This window comes from Aporhodopirellula aestuarii (assembly GCF_023701485.1).
Classification (GTDB): domain Bacteria; phylum Planctomycetota; class Planctomycetia; order Pirellulales; family Pirellulaceae; genus Rhodopirellula; species Rhodopirellula aestuarii.
Map to the genome: position 1 here is coordinate 1 of NZ_JAMQBK010000047.1, position 15,329 is coordinate 15,329.

A 15,329-nucleotide genomic window follows, 5' to 3' on the forward strand; every position below is an offset into this window, starting at 1 on the left:
GGCAGTTGCGCCAGATGATTGCTGCATACCTGCTTAGCATCGGTCGCCGGCGTGAGCGCAGGTCCTGAAGCGTTGCCGCCTACGGTTCGAGCCCGTCGCATCAAAACCAGCAACACGTTTACTCAGTTCCGCGTGCGACAAATTTGTATTTGGACGAAGCGTAGTTGTGCCACCATCCCGAACAAGCTTACTCCACCGGAACAAACGTCGTGCTGGGCTTGCTGTCCTTCGCATCGGGAGCTTGGCGACGATATCCGACCAAATACAGCTCGCTGCCTTTTGGTGCTTTGAACTCCTTGGGGAACGCCTTGCCAGACAGGTCGTAGCATACCCGCATCGCATCGGCATTCTTGACTTCGTAGATCGCAAGGATCGTTTTGCCCTTGTTCGGGCCGGAGTTGCTCTTGATGGTCATGCGCTTCGGCGTTGTTGTCTCGTCCAAGGTGAACGTTCCCTTGTCCGAGTGTTCTTCACCGTCCACCGTAACTTCGTATTGGTCATGATCGATTGTTAACGTGATTCCTTTTAGAGCAGGCGGCGGCAAGAAGACACCGCCTAGAATGGCACCTTTCGGCTTCCACACTCCGTCATGACTGAAATCTTCCGCGACTTGCGATGATTGATCGCGTTGCGTGCTCTCGCTCGCGTCGTCTTCAGCAATCGCACCGGAGACAAAGCAGAGAACCACAATAAGAACGAGGAAATGCATCGTGTGACCATGGGTTGAATTTGAGCTGCGGGCTTCCCGGAGGAGTTCCATGATCACTGGTATAGCGAACTTCGCTTGTGAATTCAAACTCGCGATGCAACGCCCATGGCACGACATCACCATTACACGTGTTTTGCAACAAACGGCCCAAATCCGTTCGCACCGTCGGGGAGCGTCGATCTATCTACTGAAGCATTTCCGATCCAAACGTGCGATGGACGTGTTCGTCCGTCGGTTTGTTGACTATTCCACTTTCGACGAACGGCCTCGATTTGGTCGGTAGGAACCGGCCCTGCATCCCATTTCAATTTTGAAAATGCTCTAATCACGAATGTGACGACATGTCATAGCCACGGACGTAAGTCGGCCGTGGATTGAGAAGACAAAGCGAAGCAAGTCACAACGCGACGACCCAAAACACGTGCGTGGGGCGACGTCGCCTCCGGACTGGCGTCCAGAACGCACGCACTCGCTATCGCGACTAAGAATCGAAGCAAAACGGAGAAGGCTCAAACGGCCAGTAGCATCTGGCCGAACGACTCCTGCCTATCTGTTGCGGACTATGAGTCTGAATGAAGATCATGATTGAGGTGTCTTGAACTTTGTCGGGCTTCTGAACTCAATCGCGGCCTTAAAGACGAGATGGAGTACTGCCGATTCACCATTTCGCTTGATTCCAGGTACTAATGCTTGCGAGCATTTCGTGTGGTGAAATCCGAGGAATCCACACTTTACTGCTTGGGTTGGTCGCGGTAGGTCTGGCGGTTTTGGGCGTACTCTTTGGCGTCGGGGAGTGATTCACCTTCAGGGGCATGCGATTGGAGCAGGCGTGATAGGAAGGGGCGGCACCAACCGCAGCCGGTGCCGGCGCCATAGCACTCCGATAACTGACTTGCGCGGCTTGGTTGGTGGACGCGGATGTACTGAATCACCTTGCGCCGCGTGACGTGGAAGCAGAGGCACAGTTCGTCATCGTCGTTCATGATGGCTATCCCGCAATCGGCATGATCTGGCTGAGGATGATCGTGGTGATCAGTCCGCCAATGGACAGCGTTGCGAGCAGCGGTGTCCATGTCCGCAAGGCTTCACTCTCGGTTAGCCCGCCCATCTTTGCAAACACCCAAAAACCGCTGTCGTTCATCCAGCTGCCCATCAACGATCCGCTTCCCACCGCGGTCGCGACGTAGACCATGTGGAAGGGAGGCTCATCACCGCCCATGATCGCAGCGATCATTCCGGCACCGACGATCATCGCCACCGTGCTGCTGCCTTGGGCCACTTTCAACACCGCGGCCACGCACCAAGCCAGAAGCAAGATCGCGATCCCGGCTGCACTTTGGCCGCTGAAATACTGTTGGATTGTATCCCCGATTCCCGTTTGGCTGAGCATCGCACCAAACGCTCCGCCAGCCGCGGTGATCAAGATAATCACACCGCCGCTCATGAGTGATTCTTCGACATCAACTCCGAGTTCGCGCCAGGATAGGGTTCGCACGATTTTGAAGGTCAACATGGCAGCGAGCGCGGCGAGCAGAAGGGCGAAATTCGGATTGCTCCATAAGCCCAACGAATTGGCCGTTCGCCGCATCGGACTGTCCCAACGCTGCGCGGCGATCAATTCGGGATAGGCGGCATCCAACAAAGCTCGGTTCATCCGCCGACGATCGACCGGCTTCATGCGAACTTGATCGGTCTTCATCAATTTCTCCGCGACCGGAGGAATTCCCACGTCAGCGAAGGCCTCGGGGCTGTAGTAATCCGGGTCCAGGAGCGCTCTGTTGATGATGGAAACGACAGCTTGTTGCTCGACGTCGTTTTGAGCTGGTCTCGTGAGCCGTTGGCGTTGTTTCTCGGTGATTTGATCGCTTGCAAGCAGACGACCGGCGGGGGATTTTTCGGTTGCCGATGCGAAACGCTGGGCAAGCAAATCGAAATCCTCGACGTCCGTGGTCAAGACGGCGGCGCGGTCTTCGCCGTCCGCCAGCGTCGTAGCAAGCGTCCCGGCGCCGATCAAAACCACAGGCAATAAGACTGGCAATAGGGAAGTAAACAGTCCCGGAAGTTTTTCGTCGTCGAGCGGTTGGTGACGATCGTCGTGTGCGCCCAGCGGACGCATCGGGATCGGAGATTTGTGATCGGCGTAGATCGAAAACGCCAGCCCCACAATTGCAGAAGGGATCGCGACGATCGCGCCAACGATCATCATCATTCCGATATCGACGTTCAGAATCGCTGCCACTAGCAGCGGACCTGGGGTGGGTGGCACGAGCGTATGAGTGATGCATCCTCCGGTTGCGATCGCCATCAAATAACGAAGGTAGTTCTTGCCTGTGCGGCGATGAAGGCTGCGTGCCAGAGGGACGAGCAGGTAGAACACCGTGTCGAAGAATACCGGGATTGCGAGAATGAAGCCGCTGATCATGAGACCCAGCGAGGCTTTCTTTTCACCCGTCACGTCAACGGCGGTGCGAACGATGCGATCAGCCGAACCGCTGTCGAGCATGCACTTGCCGATAATGGCCGCCATGGCGATCACAATCCCGACACCGGCGGCTGAATTTCCAAACGCGGACACAACCGCGTTCATGCGCTCACCCATTCCTGCCCCGGCATCAAACCCGACGAGCACGCTGACAAGGATTGCGGAGATGATTAGCGCCAAAAATGCATTGAGTTTTAGGCCGATAATCAGAGTGAGCACCGACACGATTCCGACGGTGACGAACCAAGCGGGCGTCCAATCGATCGTTGCATCGGCAACGGGGCCCGACTCCGGGATCAAGTCAGGGATCACATCGAAGTCGCCGAATTCTCGTGACTTCGGGGTGGAAGATGCTTCTATAGAATCCAGAGCCGGATCATCCGCTGCACTCACCGTGACGAGCGTCACTGACGTGAACGCCCCAAACAGAACCAAAAACAATCCGAATCGGGCAAGGGGGGTGGCGGGGAAGGGCATCGTGAGCTGAACAACCTCATGGAACGGAAAGGGGCCGACGATCGCCGCTAGAAATTGCTAGGGGCGTCTGGCCCGCAATCTTAGCACAGTCATCGTTCCAATTGCATTCGCAGATAACTTCTTGGTTCCGGCTCGCGAAGCCCCAGTGTCAACGCGAGACTGGACACGCGCGCACGCGTCGCTTCGATCGTATCGTCAGTCGGATTGGCATCGGGCAGCACGCACTCAATTTCGGCGAACAATCCAGCCTGACCATCTCGACCGAGTGACGCGACTTCGTCGATCGTAATCGTGATCGCGTCCTCCGCTCCACCAAGCCGGTAAGTTTCACGGCGTTTGGTCACCGTAGCGACCTCGCGAAAGCCTAAGTGAATCAACAAACGTTCCATCTTCGTACCATCGTCGTCGCCCGGGTCGAGCCTCCATTCCAGTTCTTCGCGCGCTTTAACGAGCCCGGGACGTTTTGTGCCTTTGAAGGTCACCAACGGGACGCCGTCGATTCGTCGAACACGCAGTGCTTCTCCCGTTTGTGAAAAATCACGACACGGGTGATTGTAGTAAGTGTCGCGATTTTCATTTTCCGAAACCAGAATCGCGTCCTCAATCGCAAGCCGTTCGACCAGCTCTGCGCGGTTGTGGACGTGATACTTTTGTTCCACTTCGAACATACTTATCTCCCAATGATTCGAAAATTAAAGAGGCCGCGTCTTAGCGGTGAAGTTTGCCTGTCGCCAAACGCTGTAAAATCGCGGGGGTTCCTTCGGAAGTCACCCAAACATTCGACTCCCGATCAACCGCGATCGCTTCGATTTGCCGAAGCCGTGGCATTTCGATTGCAAGGGGTACGGCGCCGAGCTGTTCGACGAGGTTCGCGTGTTGACCACGACGGAAACAGAACGCTTGGAAATAGCTCGCGATCCACACGTCCCCGCTGGCCGGATCACGATCCGCCCCGGTTGCCATCGGAAGGGCGAGAGTAGCGATGTGCGTCGCCGTCACCACATATTTTGTGGCGCGTGAATTCTCCTGCGCAGCGTTCGGTATCCTTTGGCCGGCGCGCTTATCGCCCTGCGGATCCGATTGGGAGGTTCCCCAATCCTCGTCCGCAACTCGGTAAACCGCAGCCAAGGGCAGCCGACCTTTGGCGAGTAACAGGACACAGCGTTCGGTCGGATCGTGCCAGATCGCTTCGCAATCCACGGGCCCGTCAGGAAAGCGAACACGCAGCGTTTCGTATTCACTGGGTTTCAAACGCGTCTGTTTGTGAGGGGCGGGTTCATCGAATCGATAAAGCGTGATGTTGGCGCGGACGGCGTCGTTATCGCCAGAGTCCGCGACAATCAATTTGGTCGCTCGATCCGACGTTGCCGCGACGCTGGTCATCGACTCCCAGTCAACCGAATCGGCAGAAAGCAAATCGCACGAACCCGTGAGCGCTCCCGTTTGCGTATGGAAGCAAAACAGTCGGGCTCGATCCCCCGAATCGTTGTGCGTCCAAACGCAATTGGCATCGAGTGAGGAAAACGCCAAGCCGCTGCTCTCGGTCAGGCCGCTGGTGCCGGACAACGTCACCGATTGCAACTTTGGTTTGTCAGCGAGCGCGAGCAATGACAACGAAACGACCGCAAGAAGACACAGACGGATGGAAGATTGGTGAGTTCGTATCATGGCGTGATCGCTGCGGCTGAATGTTCCGGCAAAGCTACTGTTTCGAGCGTGGTTCTCAGGACCGCCGCATTTTCCCGCGCCGATGAGCCGGACAGAGCTCCCGTCACCGCGATACGTCCGAAACCAGTTTCGACAACATCGCAGACGTTGCTAGGTCCGATCCCGCCAATCGCAAATGCCGGACGAACCTGAGCAAAATGTTGCGCATTGGATGTCTCGGTCGCGACTTCACGCAAAAACTCACAGCCGGGAAAGTGTTCAAACTGTTTGGTTTGTCCCGGGAACACCGGACCACAACCGATATAGTCTGCAGTCGATGCGAAGGCTTCACGGACTTGATGAATGTCGTGAGTCGATAGCCCGACAATGGCATCGGCGCCGACGATGCGGCGAACCTCAGCGACCGGCAATTCTTCTTGTCCGACGTGCACGCCGTCGGCGGAGGAAGCCGCAGCAATATCGGCGCGATCATTGACGATCCACAACACATCATTTTCGCGCGCGACGCAGGACCCCACCGATGCGCGTTGATACAGCGTTCGATCATCGACGTGCCGGTCGCGGAGTTGGAGAATGTCGACACCTGCGTCGGCGAGCAAACGGATCCGCTCGATCATGGCTTGCTCGTTTTCACTTGCATCGATGAGTGCGTAGAGTCGCGCGTCATGCAGTCGTGCGTGGCGTCGGTTACCCGCCATGAAAACGAGTTCGAGGCTAGCGAAAACGTCGTAGCAACGATAGCGAATTTGTTCGACAGACGCGGCGAAAACACCGTCGATCGTTTTGCCGTACTCTTCGAGACAACGCAGGGCTTGCTGAGTCCGACCGGTCGCGGCGGAAACGATGCTAACGATATCGGTGCGACTTTGTTCGCCTGGCGTGGTCGTCGTGGTACCGACATCACGTCCGGTATCGCGTGCACGCAAAAGCTCGACTCGAGACAGACGTGACATCGCGTTGGTTAGATCGTGACGCAGCGATTTCAGGTCTGCGGTCAATGCGTGCGCACACAATACAAACCTCGCCGACTCTTCCAGTGTCCGCAGACCTTCAGCGGCACGGTTTGCGTTCGCGTCGAGAATTCGCATGCACGCTTTAGAAGGATCAGCGGTTGGTCGATGGGGGCTCATGAGCGTTCGGTTGTCATTGGACAGTCATTAATCATTAGTCGGCTGGTGTGGTTTCTTCGAGACGTTCGTTGTTCAATGGCGTGGCATGTATAGGTCGACTTGCGTGTCTTGAAAGACGCGCCATTTGATGCCATGACGCCACAAGCGAAAATACGGCTCGAAAGGATCATCGAGTGACACGTGGTCACGATAGAGCGGCCACATCAAGTAGTCCCGCAGCATCGCGTCGCAGTTGATGAAATAGAAGGGGCCACGCAGCGCTTCGGCAATCGCGTGCTGTGGTGTCGCTTGGGCCAGCCAGCTCGGAACACCGTCGCTGAGAAGATTAAGCAGTGCGGTCTTCTCATCTGGTAACTTTGGATGCTTCGGTGGTATGCCTTCAAGCACGCGAACGCGATCGACCCCCGTGAGCTGTGCCTTGGCAGCAGAATGACCGAGGGACTCGGCGAGTACCTTCATACTCGCGATCCAGCTCTCGCCCGCGGCTTGGACTTCATCGGGATCGATCACAGCCGGTTGCCTGACCACAAAAAATGCATCCCGTCCACCGCCGGGACGGCGATCGTCTCCGGCTACTTCGAACAGCGTGGCGATCCGCTCGTGGACTTCATCCCCACCCGGCAACCCGCTGAACACTCCCGCCAATCCACGTCCGTCGGGTCGGAATGATTGAAAGAAACCAATCAAGTCATCCGGCCCGCGGACCTCTTCAAGCGTTTTTCCGACGCATTCGCCCATCCTCCGCAGGACCTCTCGGTGTGCGTCGCTGAGATCGTCAGTCGGGAGGTCTGGTTGCAGTGAATCAGTCATAAAACAAACGTGCTGGCGTAGTTCAGTGGGCAATGAGAGACCCGATGGATGCCGTTAGCAAATAGTTCGGGCCGGCTTTTTGCGACCCTCTCGGCTGCAAAATCCTGACGCATTCCCGGGCTGAGAGACAGCCCCGAGGCGGCTGAGAAATCGTCTGGCGATAGTGTAAGCATCCGCACAGCAAACTGCGGTCGATGCGACGTCGGATGTGACATTTCGCACTATGAAACTCGCTCGCAAAACAATCAAAGTGCTCCCTAAACGCCCAGCTTCGCCATTTTGCCACGTGTGTGGGGGGTATAGGCAAGGTAGCAAAGTGGAAATGAGCCCCGCAGTGTGACAATAAACGGGCCCGCAGTCCCCTTGGAAACGGATTCTAAAAAAGCCGCTTGAACTGCTTGCATGGCCCGATGGCACTTCTACAATCCTCGCCAGTCTGTTTGAATGGCGCGTCCAGAACAGTTTAACCAAGTCCCGTAACTCGGAAGGTTAACTGACTTCGTCCGTGTTGTTGTTCAGACCAAGGTCATTTCCTACGTTTGCATGGAGTATGCATAACGGGAGCCGACTTTCTGGAAGCCATAATGTTGCCATGTTGATTGAGCACCTGGAACGGAGTTACTCCCGGGTTTAGTTGACGATGGCCGTACATCTTGTCCTGACAGTTACTTTTCTTCGATTTGCATGGGTCGGTTTTTTACCATCGAATGGTTCAACCAAACACGGTTGGCATGTTGGGTGGAGTTCCGTTTGACGAAAGACTTCGTCTTACCCAATTGACGGCATGGTGCCGCCGCTGTCCTGACAAGCCAACTTGCACTAGGAAGCATGGAATGTTGTCACTGTTCTTTGGTCTTACCCTCGTTTTCGTCACCACTGGCGTTGCCACCGCAGAGCCATCCCGACAAAACGCCACTCCACTGAGTGACCAGAACTACACTTTGGCGTACAAACAATCCGTCGAAGAAGACAAGCCGTTAATGGTCGTGGTCGGAGCACCTTATTGCCCGGCATGCCAAGTTCTCAAACAAACGACGATCGCGAACATGAAGCGATCTGGTGAATTGGACCAAGTGAGTGTCGCCGTTGTCGACCGCGACGCGGAACCGGAACTCGCCAAACAACTGATGGCTGATGAAAACATGATTCCGCAAATCATTGTCTTCAGCAAGACGGCAGATGGACATTGGAGTCGTCGCCGATTGATGGGTTATCAACCTGTCCAACCCGTCCGCTCGCTGTTGCAAAAGGTTCGCGAACTCGGACGCGGCTAAACAGCATTCTCGATTAAGATACAAAGCGAACAAAGCCCGATAGGCATATAGCCTCTCGGGCTTTCGTTTGTTTGAGACGAGATTGTTCGACGAGTGGTCGCTCCCGCGATACGGCGACCGACGGTAGCGATTTTTCGGAATTGAAAGTTAGCGTGAGACCGGACGGCTCGCGCCGTTCCGCTAAGACATTTGGCTTTCGCCTGGCATTCCGTTGGCACATAATGAGGCTGGGGCAACAGAAACTAATTGCTCTGCTCGGCAACCGCGTCTGTGATGAGTTGGTAGCCGGTTGTGTTGAGGTGGCCGCTGCCGATGTGGCCGTTGTGAAAGCCGTGAGGGAAACGGCCTTGATCAGCGGACTGTGCGAAGCTTTCACGGCAGTCGATGACTTCGATGCCGCGGCGTTCGAGCTCGATGGCGAGCGAGGCAAACTCATCGGCGTGATCATCATTGCGACGAATCTCGCCGCCCATCACGACAGGAAGGTTGGGGGCATAAATGATCGTCAACGGTTTTGTGGTTGCCTGATGCAATTGACTCGCTATTTCCGCGGCCGGAAACACCGGTAATCCAGTCGCCTCGGCACCCGCCGGTCTCGCGGTGTTTGCTATCGCCATTGTGACGGGACCGACCCCGAATCGTAATCGACGAACCCGGTTTGAGCTGGACTCCATTAGCAACCCACGGGCGGCGTGTACAACGAAATCGGGAATCCAATCCATGAGGGCGGCATCACTGGAGACGGCGAGGGTTCCGTCGAGCGATTCGGGAGGCAGGTGCGTGAGCGGGCTCAAGTCGTTGAGTTCGCAGACCAGGACCACGTGTTTAGTCACTCCGAGGTGTTGCTCGGTGGACTTAAATCGTCCCGTCCAGTCAGCGGCGTCCTCGCCGCTGCGTCCCATCGGCAACACAGCCAACGTGTTGCCCGGAAGTTCCGTGAGCCGGCGTTCGAGTTGTGACCAAAGCTTTTGACGATCGTCAACGCAAACACCCTCAGCTTGCGAATCACCCCACAAGGCCACAATCGTTTTTGTCGTGGGAGGAGGAAGCTCCGTTCGCCCGGGCATCCCATGACGTCCGATCGTCGTCGTGGCGTACCCTTCGCTCCGCCACCGGTAGTGCGTTGACAAAGGGTAAACCCAAGCCTCGCACACCGGATCAAAGACGCGAGAGTGGTAACTCCGCATGAACCACGGCGACGTCGCCCAAACGATGAGCGTTCCGAAGACCGGGCCGAGTGCCCATCTTACGATGGTTCCACGTGTGAGCCGAGACGAACCGAACATGTGATTAAGCTTCGTCAGGGACGTCGTATTGCTCCCGGAGACTGCCCAGTTCCTTTTTCAGCGTTTCGATCCGTGATGCATACTCAGGATTACCGGCGAGGTTGTTCATTTCACTCGGGTCATTCTGCAGGTCGTAAAGTTCCCACTCTTCACCATTGGGAACGTTGCGTCCGTAGAACCGGATCAACTTCCAGCGACCGTCAAACACGCCCTCGTGCCGGCGAACGCTATGTACGGCGGGATACTCGTAATAGTGATAGTAGAGTGAGTCACGCCAATCGGCCGGCGTATTTCCTTTGAGCAGCGGCACGAGACTCTTGCCTTGCATCTCATCAGGAATCGGTGCGTCGGCGAGGTCGAGAAACGTCTCAGCGAAGTCAATGTTCTGAACCAGATCGGTGTTAACCGAGCCCGGTTCGATTTTTCCAGGCCAACGAGCGATCAACGGTGTGCGGAACGATTCTTCATACATGAATCGTTTATCGAACCAACCGTGCTCGCCCATGTAGAACCCTTGGTCGGAGCTATACATGACGATGGTGTTGTCAGTGAGTCCTTGTGCTTCCAGCGCGTCCAAAATCTTTCCGATACTCTCATCGACTGACCAGGTACAGCGAAGGTAATCCTTGAGGTACGTCTGGTATTTCCACTTTACCAGTTCAACACCAGTCGGCTGGTTTTCTTGGAACCACTTTTGGCGTGCGGCATATTGAGGCATTCCGAGGTACTGCCGGCCGAGTTTGAGATCGCTCTCGAGATTCATGTGCCGATTGATTTCCATTTCCTGCCCCGACGCGGCGACTCCCCGTGTTTCGTAGGTGTCGAACAGGTTCGCGGGTTCGGGAATTTCAACGTCTTCATATCGTTCCATCTCCCGCTTGGCCGGTTGCCAGTTTCGGTGCGGTGCTTTGTGGTGAACCATTAACATGAACGGACGCTCCTCGTCACGTCCATTCTCGAGCCAGTTAATTGCACGTTCGGTAATCACGTCCGTGACGTATTGGCCTTCGTAGCGGGTCTTACCTTCGGCGGTGATGAATTCAGGATCGTAGTACTTGCCCTGACCAGGCAAGACTTCCCAGTAGTCGAAGCCCTGCATTTTGCCGCTGAGGTGAATCTTGCCGACCATCACGGTTTGAAAACCATTCTGCTGCAGGATCTTCTGAAACTGTTGCTGGTCGTGGTTGAACGGACCGACGTTGTCAATCTTGCCATTCTTGTGGCTGTGAAGTCCCGTCAGCAGTGTCGCGCGACTGGGAGCACAGATCGAGTTGCCGACATAGGCCCGATCGAATCGCATGCCCTCGGCGGCGAGGCGATCAATGTTGGGCGACGGGTTGAGCGACTTCAACGGCCCGCCATACGCACCAATCGTTTGATAGGAGTGATCGTCGGAGAAGATCCAGACAATGTTCGGCCGCTCCCCGGCGTCAGCTTGATTGGTCGGTATCACACAGATAGCGGCAATTGCCAACATGATCCACTTCGTCATTCTCTTTCTCGCGCATTCATGGAGTGTGTCTGAGATCGTCGCCCGCATCGACGCGGCAACACCCTAGGTTGATCCTTAGGAGACTGCGTGAGATGCCGAGGTTAGAGGCGTTCGTGAACAGATCGCCATTGGCCGGGCTAAGCCCCCCGTCAGCACAGAGAGGGCGACAATGTGCTTTACCCGCATATTGTATAGATGATAATCGCACGTGCCTGATAGTGGGTGCCAAGGCTTCGATTAGGCGATTTTAACCGAGGGCGTGACGCTATCCTTTAAGCGACGTCTGATCCAAGGTCGCTTGGCATTGACGACGCCGACGCCTCATCGACGAGTTACCGGTGGCCGACGAGCGCGCTGCAGCAAAGAAGTTGATTAAACGTCTAAAACTTCCGCATGAGAACGTTTGATTCATAATGCGACCGTTTGCGCACAATCCGCATGCTGCAAAATCCGGTCGAAAGTGAAGCCGATCGAGCACGCCGTGCTATTGACCACCGAAGGAGGCACCACGGATGCCGTCACCATCGGTGTAGTCCGTTGGCGATTCCAACCCGCCGGTCAGTAGCAAACCGTCGACTTTCGCGGTCGCTCCCGCGAGTCGTCCTTTAGCGTCAATGAGTTGGATAGACGCTTCATAGAATTTGCGCCGGACCACTAACACTTGGAGGAACTCCAACTCTCCCGCTCGGTAGGCTTCTTCGGAGAGATCGAGACTCTTTTGAGCCTGCGGCAAAATTTCCTCTTCATACTTGCGGACCGATGCCAGAGCCGAGTCGAATTCCTGCGCGGTTCGAGCCAATCGTGATTTGATCGACTGCTCAATCCGTTTCACTTCCTGGGTGGCACGGACGTACTCTGCGTAAGCAGCTGAAATGTTGCCGTCATTCTTGTTCCAAACTGGGATCGGTGCGGTCAATTGAACGTTAATCATGCCATTGTCCGTCCCGACATCATATCCCGCGCCCAACTGCGCGGTGACGTTGGGAACGTATTGGACTTGCTGGCGTTTTAATAGTGCTTGCTTTTCGCAAACGATCGCCCGGGCAGCCGACAGTTCAGGACTTTGACTCACGATCATCGCGTAGGTGCTTTGCCATTCAGGCGTTACCGCGGTGTGATCAAAATCAGCCGCCAACGTTACCGGCGCTTCGCTGTCGATTCCAGCGATAGCGGCGAGATCACGCCATGCACCGAGATAGGCGTACTCGGCTTGCTCAGCAGCCAACTGGATTTCGCTGAGAAGCGTCTTGGCTTGTAGGGTTTCGATTAGCGTGCCTTCTTCAGCTCGCTCGCGATCGACAGCGACCTCAACGCCACGTTTGGCAACTTGCGAAAATTGTCGAGTCGCCTCCACACGCTGTTGTGCGGCGAGTGCTTCGAAGAATCTTACGCGGACGTCCGTCAGCACTCGGTAACGCTGCGTTTCCAGTTCCATCGATTGGGCGTGGCTGGTATGGCCGAGAACTTCTCGGTTGAGCGCGAGTTTGTTGCCCCGAACAAATTCCTGCTCGATAAAAATACCGTGTTGATCGGTGTTTCGGTCGGCGAGCTGTTGTCCGAAATATCCCAGCGTCGGATTAGGGCGAGTGCCGACTTGTTGTCGCAGGCCAGCTGCCTTGCTGCGTGTGGCGCTAGCGGCGGAAATCGCCGGATGGTTACTTAGTGCGATTTGCTCGACGTCCGTCAACGTGTACGTCGCTTGCCCTACAATGACGCCCGTCATGCCCGGACCATAGCCGTCCGAACAATCCGAACTCACAATCGGAGGGATGCTAACCGAGTTGAACACGTAGCCCACATTCACCGAGTTGTCGCCGGCGTGGGTTTTGAGATCGTATTCGGTTTCGGTTTCGCGTGTTTTCTTTGCTTCCGTTCTAAAACCGGCTCGCAGGTGCTCTTGAAAGTTGAGCGGCGGGGCATCGTTTTCAGTTTCATCAGGGGGTGCTTCGGTCGGTTCGCCCGTCGCAGGTAGCAGCTGGTCGACATAGGCAACCGGGTGAATCGTCGGAACCGCCAAACGAAGCGAGGGATACTCGACGAATGTCTCGGGATCAGTCACGGTCGCGTCGGCTACAGCCTGTGATTGCCGGACGGGAGTCGGTGAAAGCGGCGGCGTTGCGCTGACCGTTTCAGTAACGGTGATGGAGTCGGTGGGGAACGTTTTGTGCGCGGTCAGCTGACTCATGTGAGTGCAGCCGGTCATTGCAAAAACCGAACACGCGGTCGCCGAAAGAAGCAGCCTTTTCATCTTGACCCACACATCGCTTTAGACGGAATACGTTTGGGACTTTTTGATCCGTTCAGATCTTGCGAGTCAGCCAAGACTCCACCCCCAATCGCCTGACAAATTGATCGTTACGTTCGTAGCAGGCGGTCACAGAAGAAACTATCGGCTCAATTGCGCCAGCCCTGTGTGGCGTTACGACCGGTACAACAGAAACAACGAGCCGCTGGCCCGGCGAACCCGTACGACCCGAACAGTTTCACCCGCGAAACTCGATTGTCCGTAAAATCGCCGCCCCGCTGGGCAAATAGTTTCCAGCACGTGGAAAGCAATTTCCCAAGATTTCCCCTGGTTTTCGCGTCAATTAATACGTTCGCTCACGACGTGACATCGTGCCGCAGCAGATTACAGGCGACAAATGTGCGCCTGCGGGTGTATGTTTGGGAGCAGCAGGCAAAACAGCCTGAACCGATCTCAGCGGCGGCAATTTGAAATCAATCGAGGGCGATCTTGAGCACGACCACCATCCCTTCGGCGACCGGAACAAATACTCAGCCGAGGTCAACGTCTACAAAGGCCACGACATGCGTTGGGCCCCAAAAAAGTCAACCTGCCGCCGCGAAGTTACAACCGAAAGAGCACGGTGCGTATGCGATTCTAGGAATTCCCCTCGCCACTTCGTTGGTGATCGCAGACGTGAGCATCCCAGGATGCCTCGTCGTGCTGGCCTCCATAGCCGGGTTCGTCGCACACGAGCCGCTGTTGGTCGCAGCGGGGCATCGCGGACAGCGTTCGCAGCGAAGCACACCGGCGGCCAAGGGTCGCCTTGCTGCCTTGTTGGCGATCACGTTCGGATGCGGGCTAACTGCCTTGGCACTCGGATCGACGGAAGTGCGTATCGCGTTGCTTGGCTGCGCCGCACTGGCGACGTCCTGTTTGGCGTTGGGCCTCGCTGGCCGACATCGCACGCTCGTTGGTCAACTGTGGGGCGTCGTTACGCTTTCGGCCGCCTGCGTACCGATACTGTTAGCCGGCGGCATTACTCCGGTGCAGACATTGGCAATCTGGACGGCGTGGCTGATCGGTTTCGCGGCCACAACGCTGGCGGTTCGCGGTGTCATTGCGGCGCAGAAACGCCGCGGAAAAACAATTTATTGGTCAGCGATTCTAGCGCTGATTCTACTGACCGGCGTGCTCACGGCGACCGGCGACGCGGTTGCTATCGCAACCCTGCCAATGCTCATCATGAGCTGCCACCTGCTCATTAAACCACCACCGGCGCGGCACCTGAAGAGAGTAGGATGGACGTTGGTCGTCGGCACGATCGCGACCGCTGGATGGATGTTCGCGATCGTTTGAACTCATGCGAAACGCAATATAGACCGAGGACTCGTACGCAACTTTTCTTTCTCGGGGTGGAGACAATGGATATTCCTGCCGGTCGAGTCGTTGACAATCATATCATGGGCACAGAACGCGGACCGAGCGAGTTACCCCAGCCGGAGCTGCTCTTTCAGACGGAGTTCTATAGCGTCATGCGGGTGCACCTGCGGGCGGGCATGACGATTCCGGAACAAGCCGCTACAAAGGAGATCACTGTTCAGTGCGTGAGCGGTCGCCTGGACTTTGTTACGATGGGACGCACGCGAACCATGACGACAGGCAGCCTGCTGTATCTCCAGCCTCGCGAGGTTGACGCCCTCACCGCAATCGAAGACTCAGTCGTGTTAGTCACGAAAGCAAGTTGACGCGGATTGACTTTAGCATTGGACAACGC

General features: G+C 56.1%; 14 protein-coding genes. 4 read left to right on the forward strand and 10 right to left on the reverse strand.

Features of this window, described 5'->3' with window-relative positions; translation table 11 throughout:
- Window positions 1-187: 187 nt before the first annotated feature.
- Window positions 188-709, reverse strand: a complete 522-nt coding sequence (locus NB063_RS17955) for a TIGR03067 domain-containing protein (RefSeq protein ID WP_250930134.1) — start codon at window positions 707-709, stop codon at window positions 188-190.
- A gap of 49 nt (window positions 710-758) precedes the next feature.
- Here NB063_RS17955 and NB063_RS17960 point away from each other — a divergent pair, with 49 nt between their 5' ends.
- Window positions 759-992: a hypothetical protein gene (locus NB063_RS17960; protein WP_250930135.1), complete on the forward strand. Its 234-nt coding sequence runs from the start codon at window positions 759-761 to the stop codon at window positions 990-992.
- 448 nt (window positions 993-1,440) lie between these two features.
- Here the strand turns inward: NB063_RS17960 and NB063_RS17965 are convergent, their stop codons facing one another.
- The 6 genes from NB063_RS17965 to NB063_RS17990 all read right to left on the reverse strand — a co-directional run bounded on the left by NB063_RS17965 (window position 1,441) and on the right by NB063_RS17990 (window position 7,276).
- Complete coding sequence (locus NB063_RS17965; RefSeq protein ID WP_250930136.1) at window positions 1,441-1,692, reverse strand: (2Fe-2S)-binding protein; 252 nt, start codon at window positions 1,690-1,692, stop codon at window positions 1,441-1,443.
- A gap of 5 nt (window positions 1,693-1,697) precedes the next feature.
- Window positions 1,698-3,668: a GntP family permease gene (locus NB063_RS17970; RefSeq protein WP_250930137.1), complete on the reverse strand. Its 1,971-nt coding sequence runs from the start codon at window positions 3,666-3,668 to the stop codon at window positions 1,698-1,700.
- Window positions 3,669-3,757: 89 nt separating this feature from the next.
- The gene (gene cyaB, locus NB063_RS17975) at window positions 3,758-4,336 is read right to left on the reverse strand and encodes a class IV adenylate cyclase (protein ID WP_250930138.1); all 579 of its coding nucleotides are present in this window, start codon (window positions 4,334-4,336) and stop codon (window positions 3,758-3,760) included.
- Window positions 4,337-4,376: 40 nt separating this feature from the next.
- On the reverse strand, window positions 4,377-5,336 hold the full coding sequence (locus NB063_RS17980; RefSeq protein ID WP_250930139.1) for an esterase-like activity of phytase family protein: 960 nt from the start codon (window positions 5,334-5,336) through the stop codon (window positions 4,377-4,379).
- Window positions 5,333-6,466 (reverse strand): thiamine phosphate synthase, encoded by a 1,134-nt coding sequence (locus tag NB063_RS17985; RefSeq protein WP_250930140.1) that lies wholly within the window; start codon window positions 6,464-6,466, stop codon window positions 5,333-5,335. The genes NB063_RS17980 and NB063_RS17985 overlap by 4 nt, the downstream gene beginning before the upstream one ends.
- A gap of 72 nt (window positions 6,467-6,538) precedes the next feature.
- Window positions 6,539-7,276: an apolipoprotein acyltransferase gene (locus NB063_RS17990; RefSeq protein ID WP_250930141.1), complete on the reverse strand. Its 738-nt coding sequence runs from the start codon at window positions 7,274-7,276 to the stop codon at window positions 6,539-6,541.
- A gap of 833 nt (window positions 7,277-8,109) precedes the next feature.
- On the opposite strand from NB063_RS17990, the gene NB063_RS17995 reads away from it, so the two are divergent.
- Window positions 8,110-8,550, forward strand: a complete 441-nt coding sequence (locus NB063_RS17995) for a thioredoxin family protein (protein ID WP_250930142.1) — start codon at window positions 8,110-8,112, stop codon at window positions 8,548-8,550.
- Window positions 8,551-8,792: 242 nt separating this feature from the next.
- On the opposite strand, the gene NB063_RS18000 is transcribed toward NB063_RS17995, so the two are convergent.
- The 3 genes from NB063_RS18000 to NB063_RS18010 form a co-directional block, all read right to left on the reverse strand.
- Window positions 8,793-9,836, reverse strand: coding sequence for an SGNH/GDSL hydrolase family protein (locus NB063_RS18000; RefSeq protein WP_250930143.1), 1,044 nt, complete (start codon window positions 9,834-9,836; stop codon window positions 8,793-8,795).
- 4 nt (window positions 9,837-9,840) lie between these two features.
- A complete protein-coding gene (locus tag NB063_RS18005) occupies window positions 9,841-11,328 on the reverse strand; it encodes a sulfatase family protein (RefSeq protein WP_250930144.1) in 1,488 nt (495 codons plus the stop codon).
- A gap of 484 nt (window positions 11,329-11,812) precedes the next feature.
- Window positions 11,813-13,513: a TolC family protein gene (locus NB063_RS18010; RefSeq protein WP_250930145.1), complete on the reverse strand. Its 1,701-nt coding sequence runs from the start codon at window positions 13,511-13,513 to the stop codon at window positions 11,813-11,815.
- A 549-nt stretch (window positions 13,514-14,062) separates the two neighbouring features.
- On the opposite strand from NB063_RS18010, the gene NB063_RS18015 reads away from it, so the two are divergent.
- Complete coding sequence (locus NB063_RS18015; RefSeq protein ID WP_261367443.1) at window positions 14,063-14,911, forward strand: YwiC-like family protein; 849 nt, start codon at window positions 14,063-14,065, stop codon at window positions 14,909-14,911.
- Window positions 14,912-14,976: 65 nt separating this feature from the next.
- Window positions 14,977-15,300, forward strand: a complete 324-nt coding sequence (locus NB063_RS18020) for a cupin domain-containing protein (protein WP_250930146.1) — start codon at window positions 14,977-14,979, stop codon at window positions 15,298-15,300.
- The last annotated feature ends 29 nt before the right edge of the window (window positions 15,301-15,329 follow it).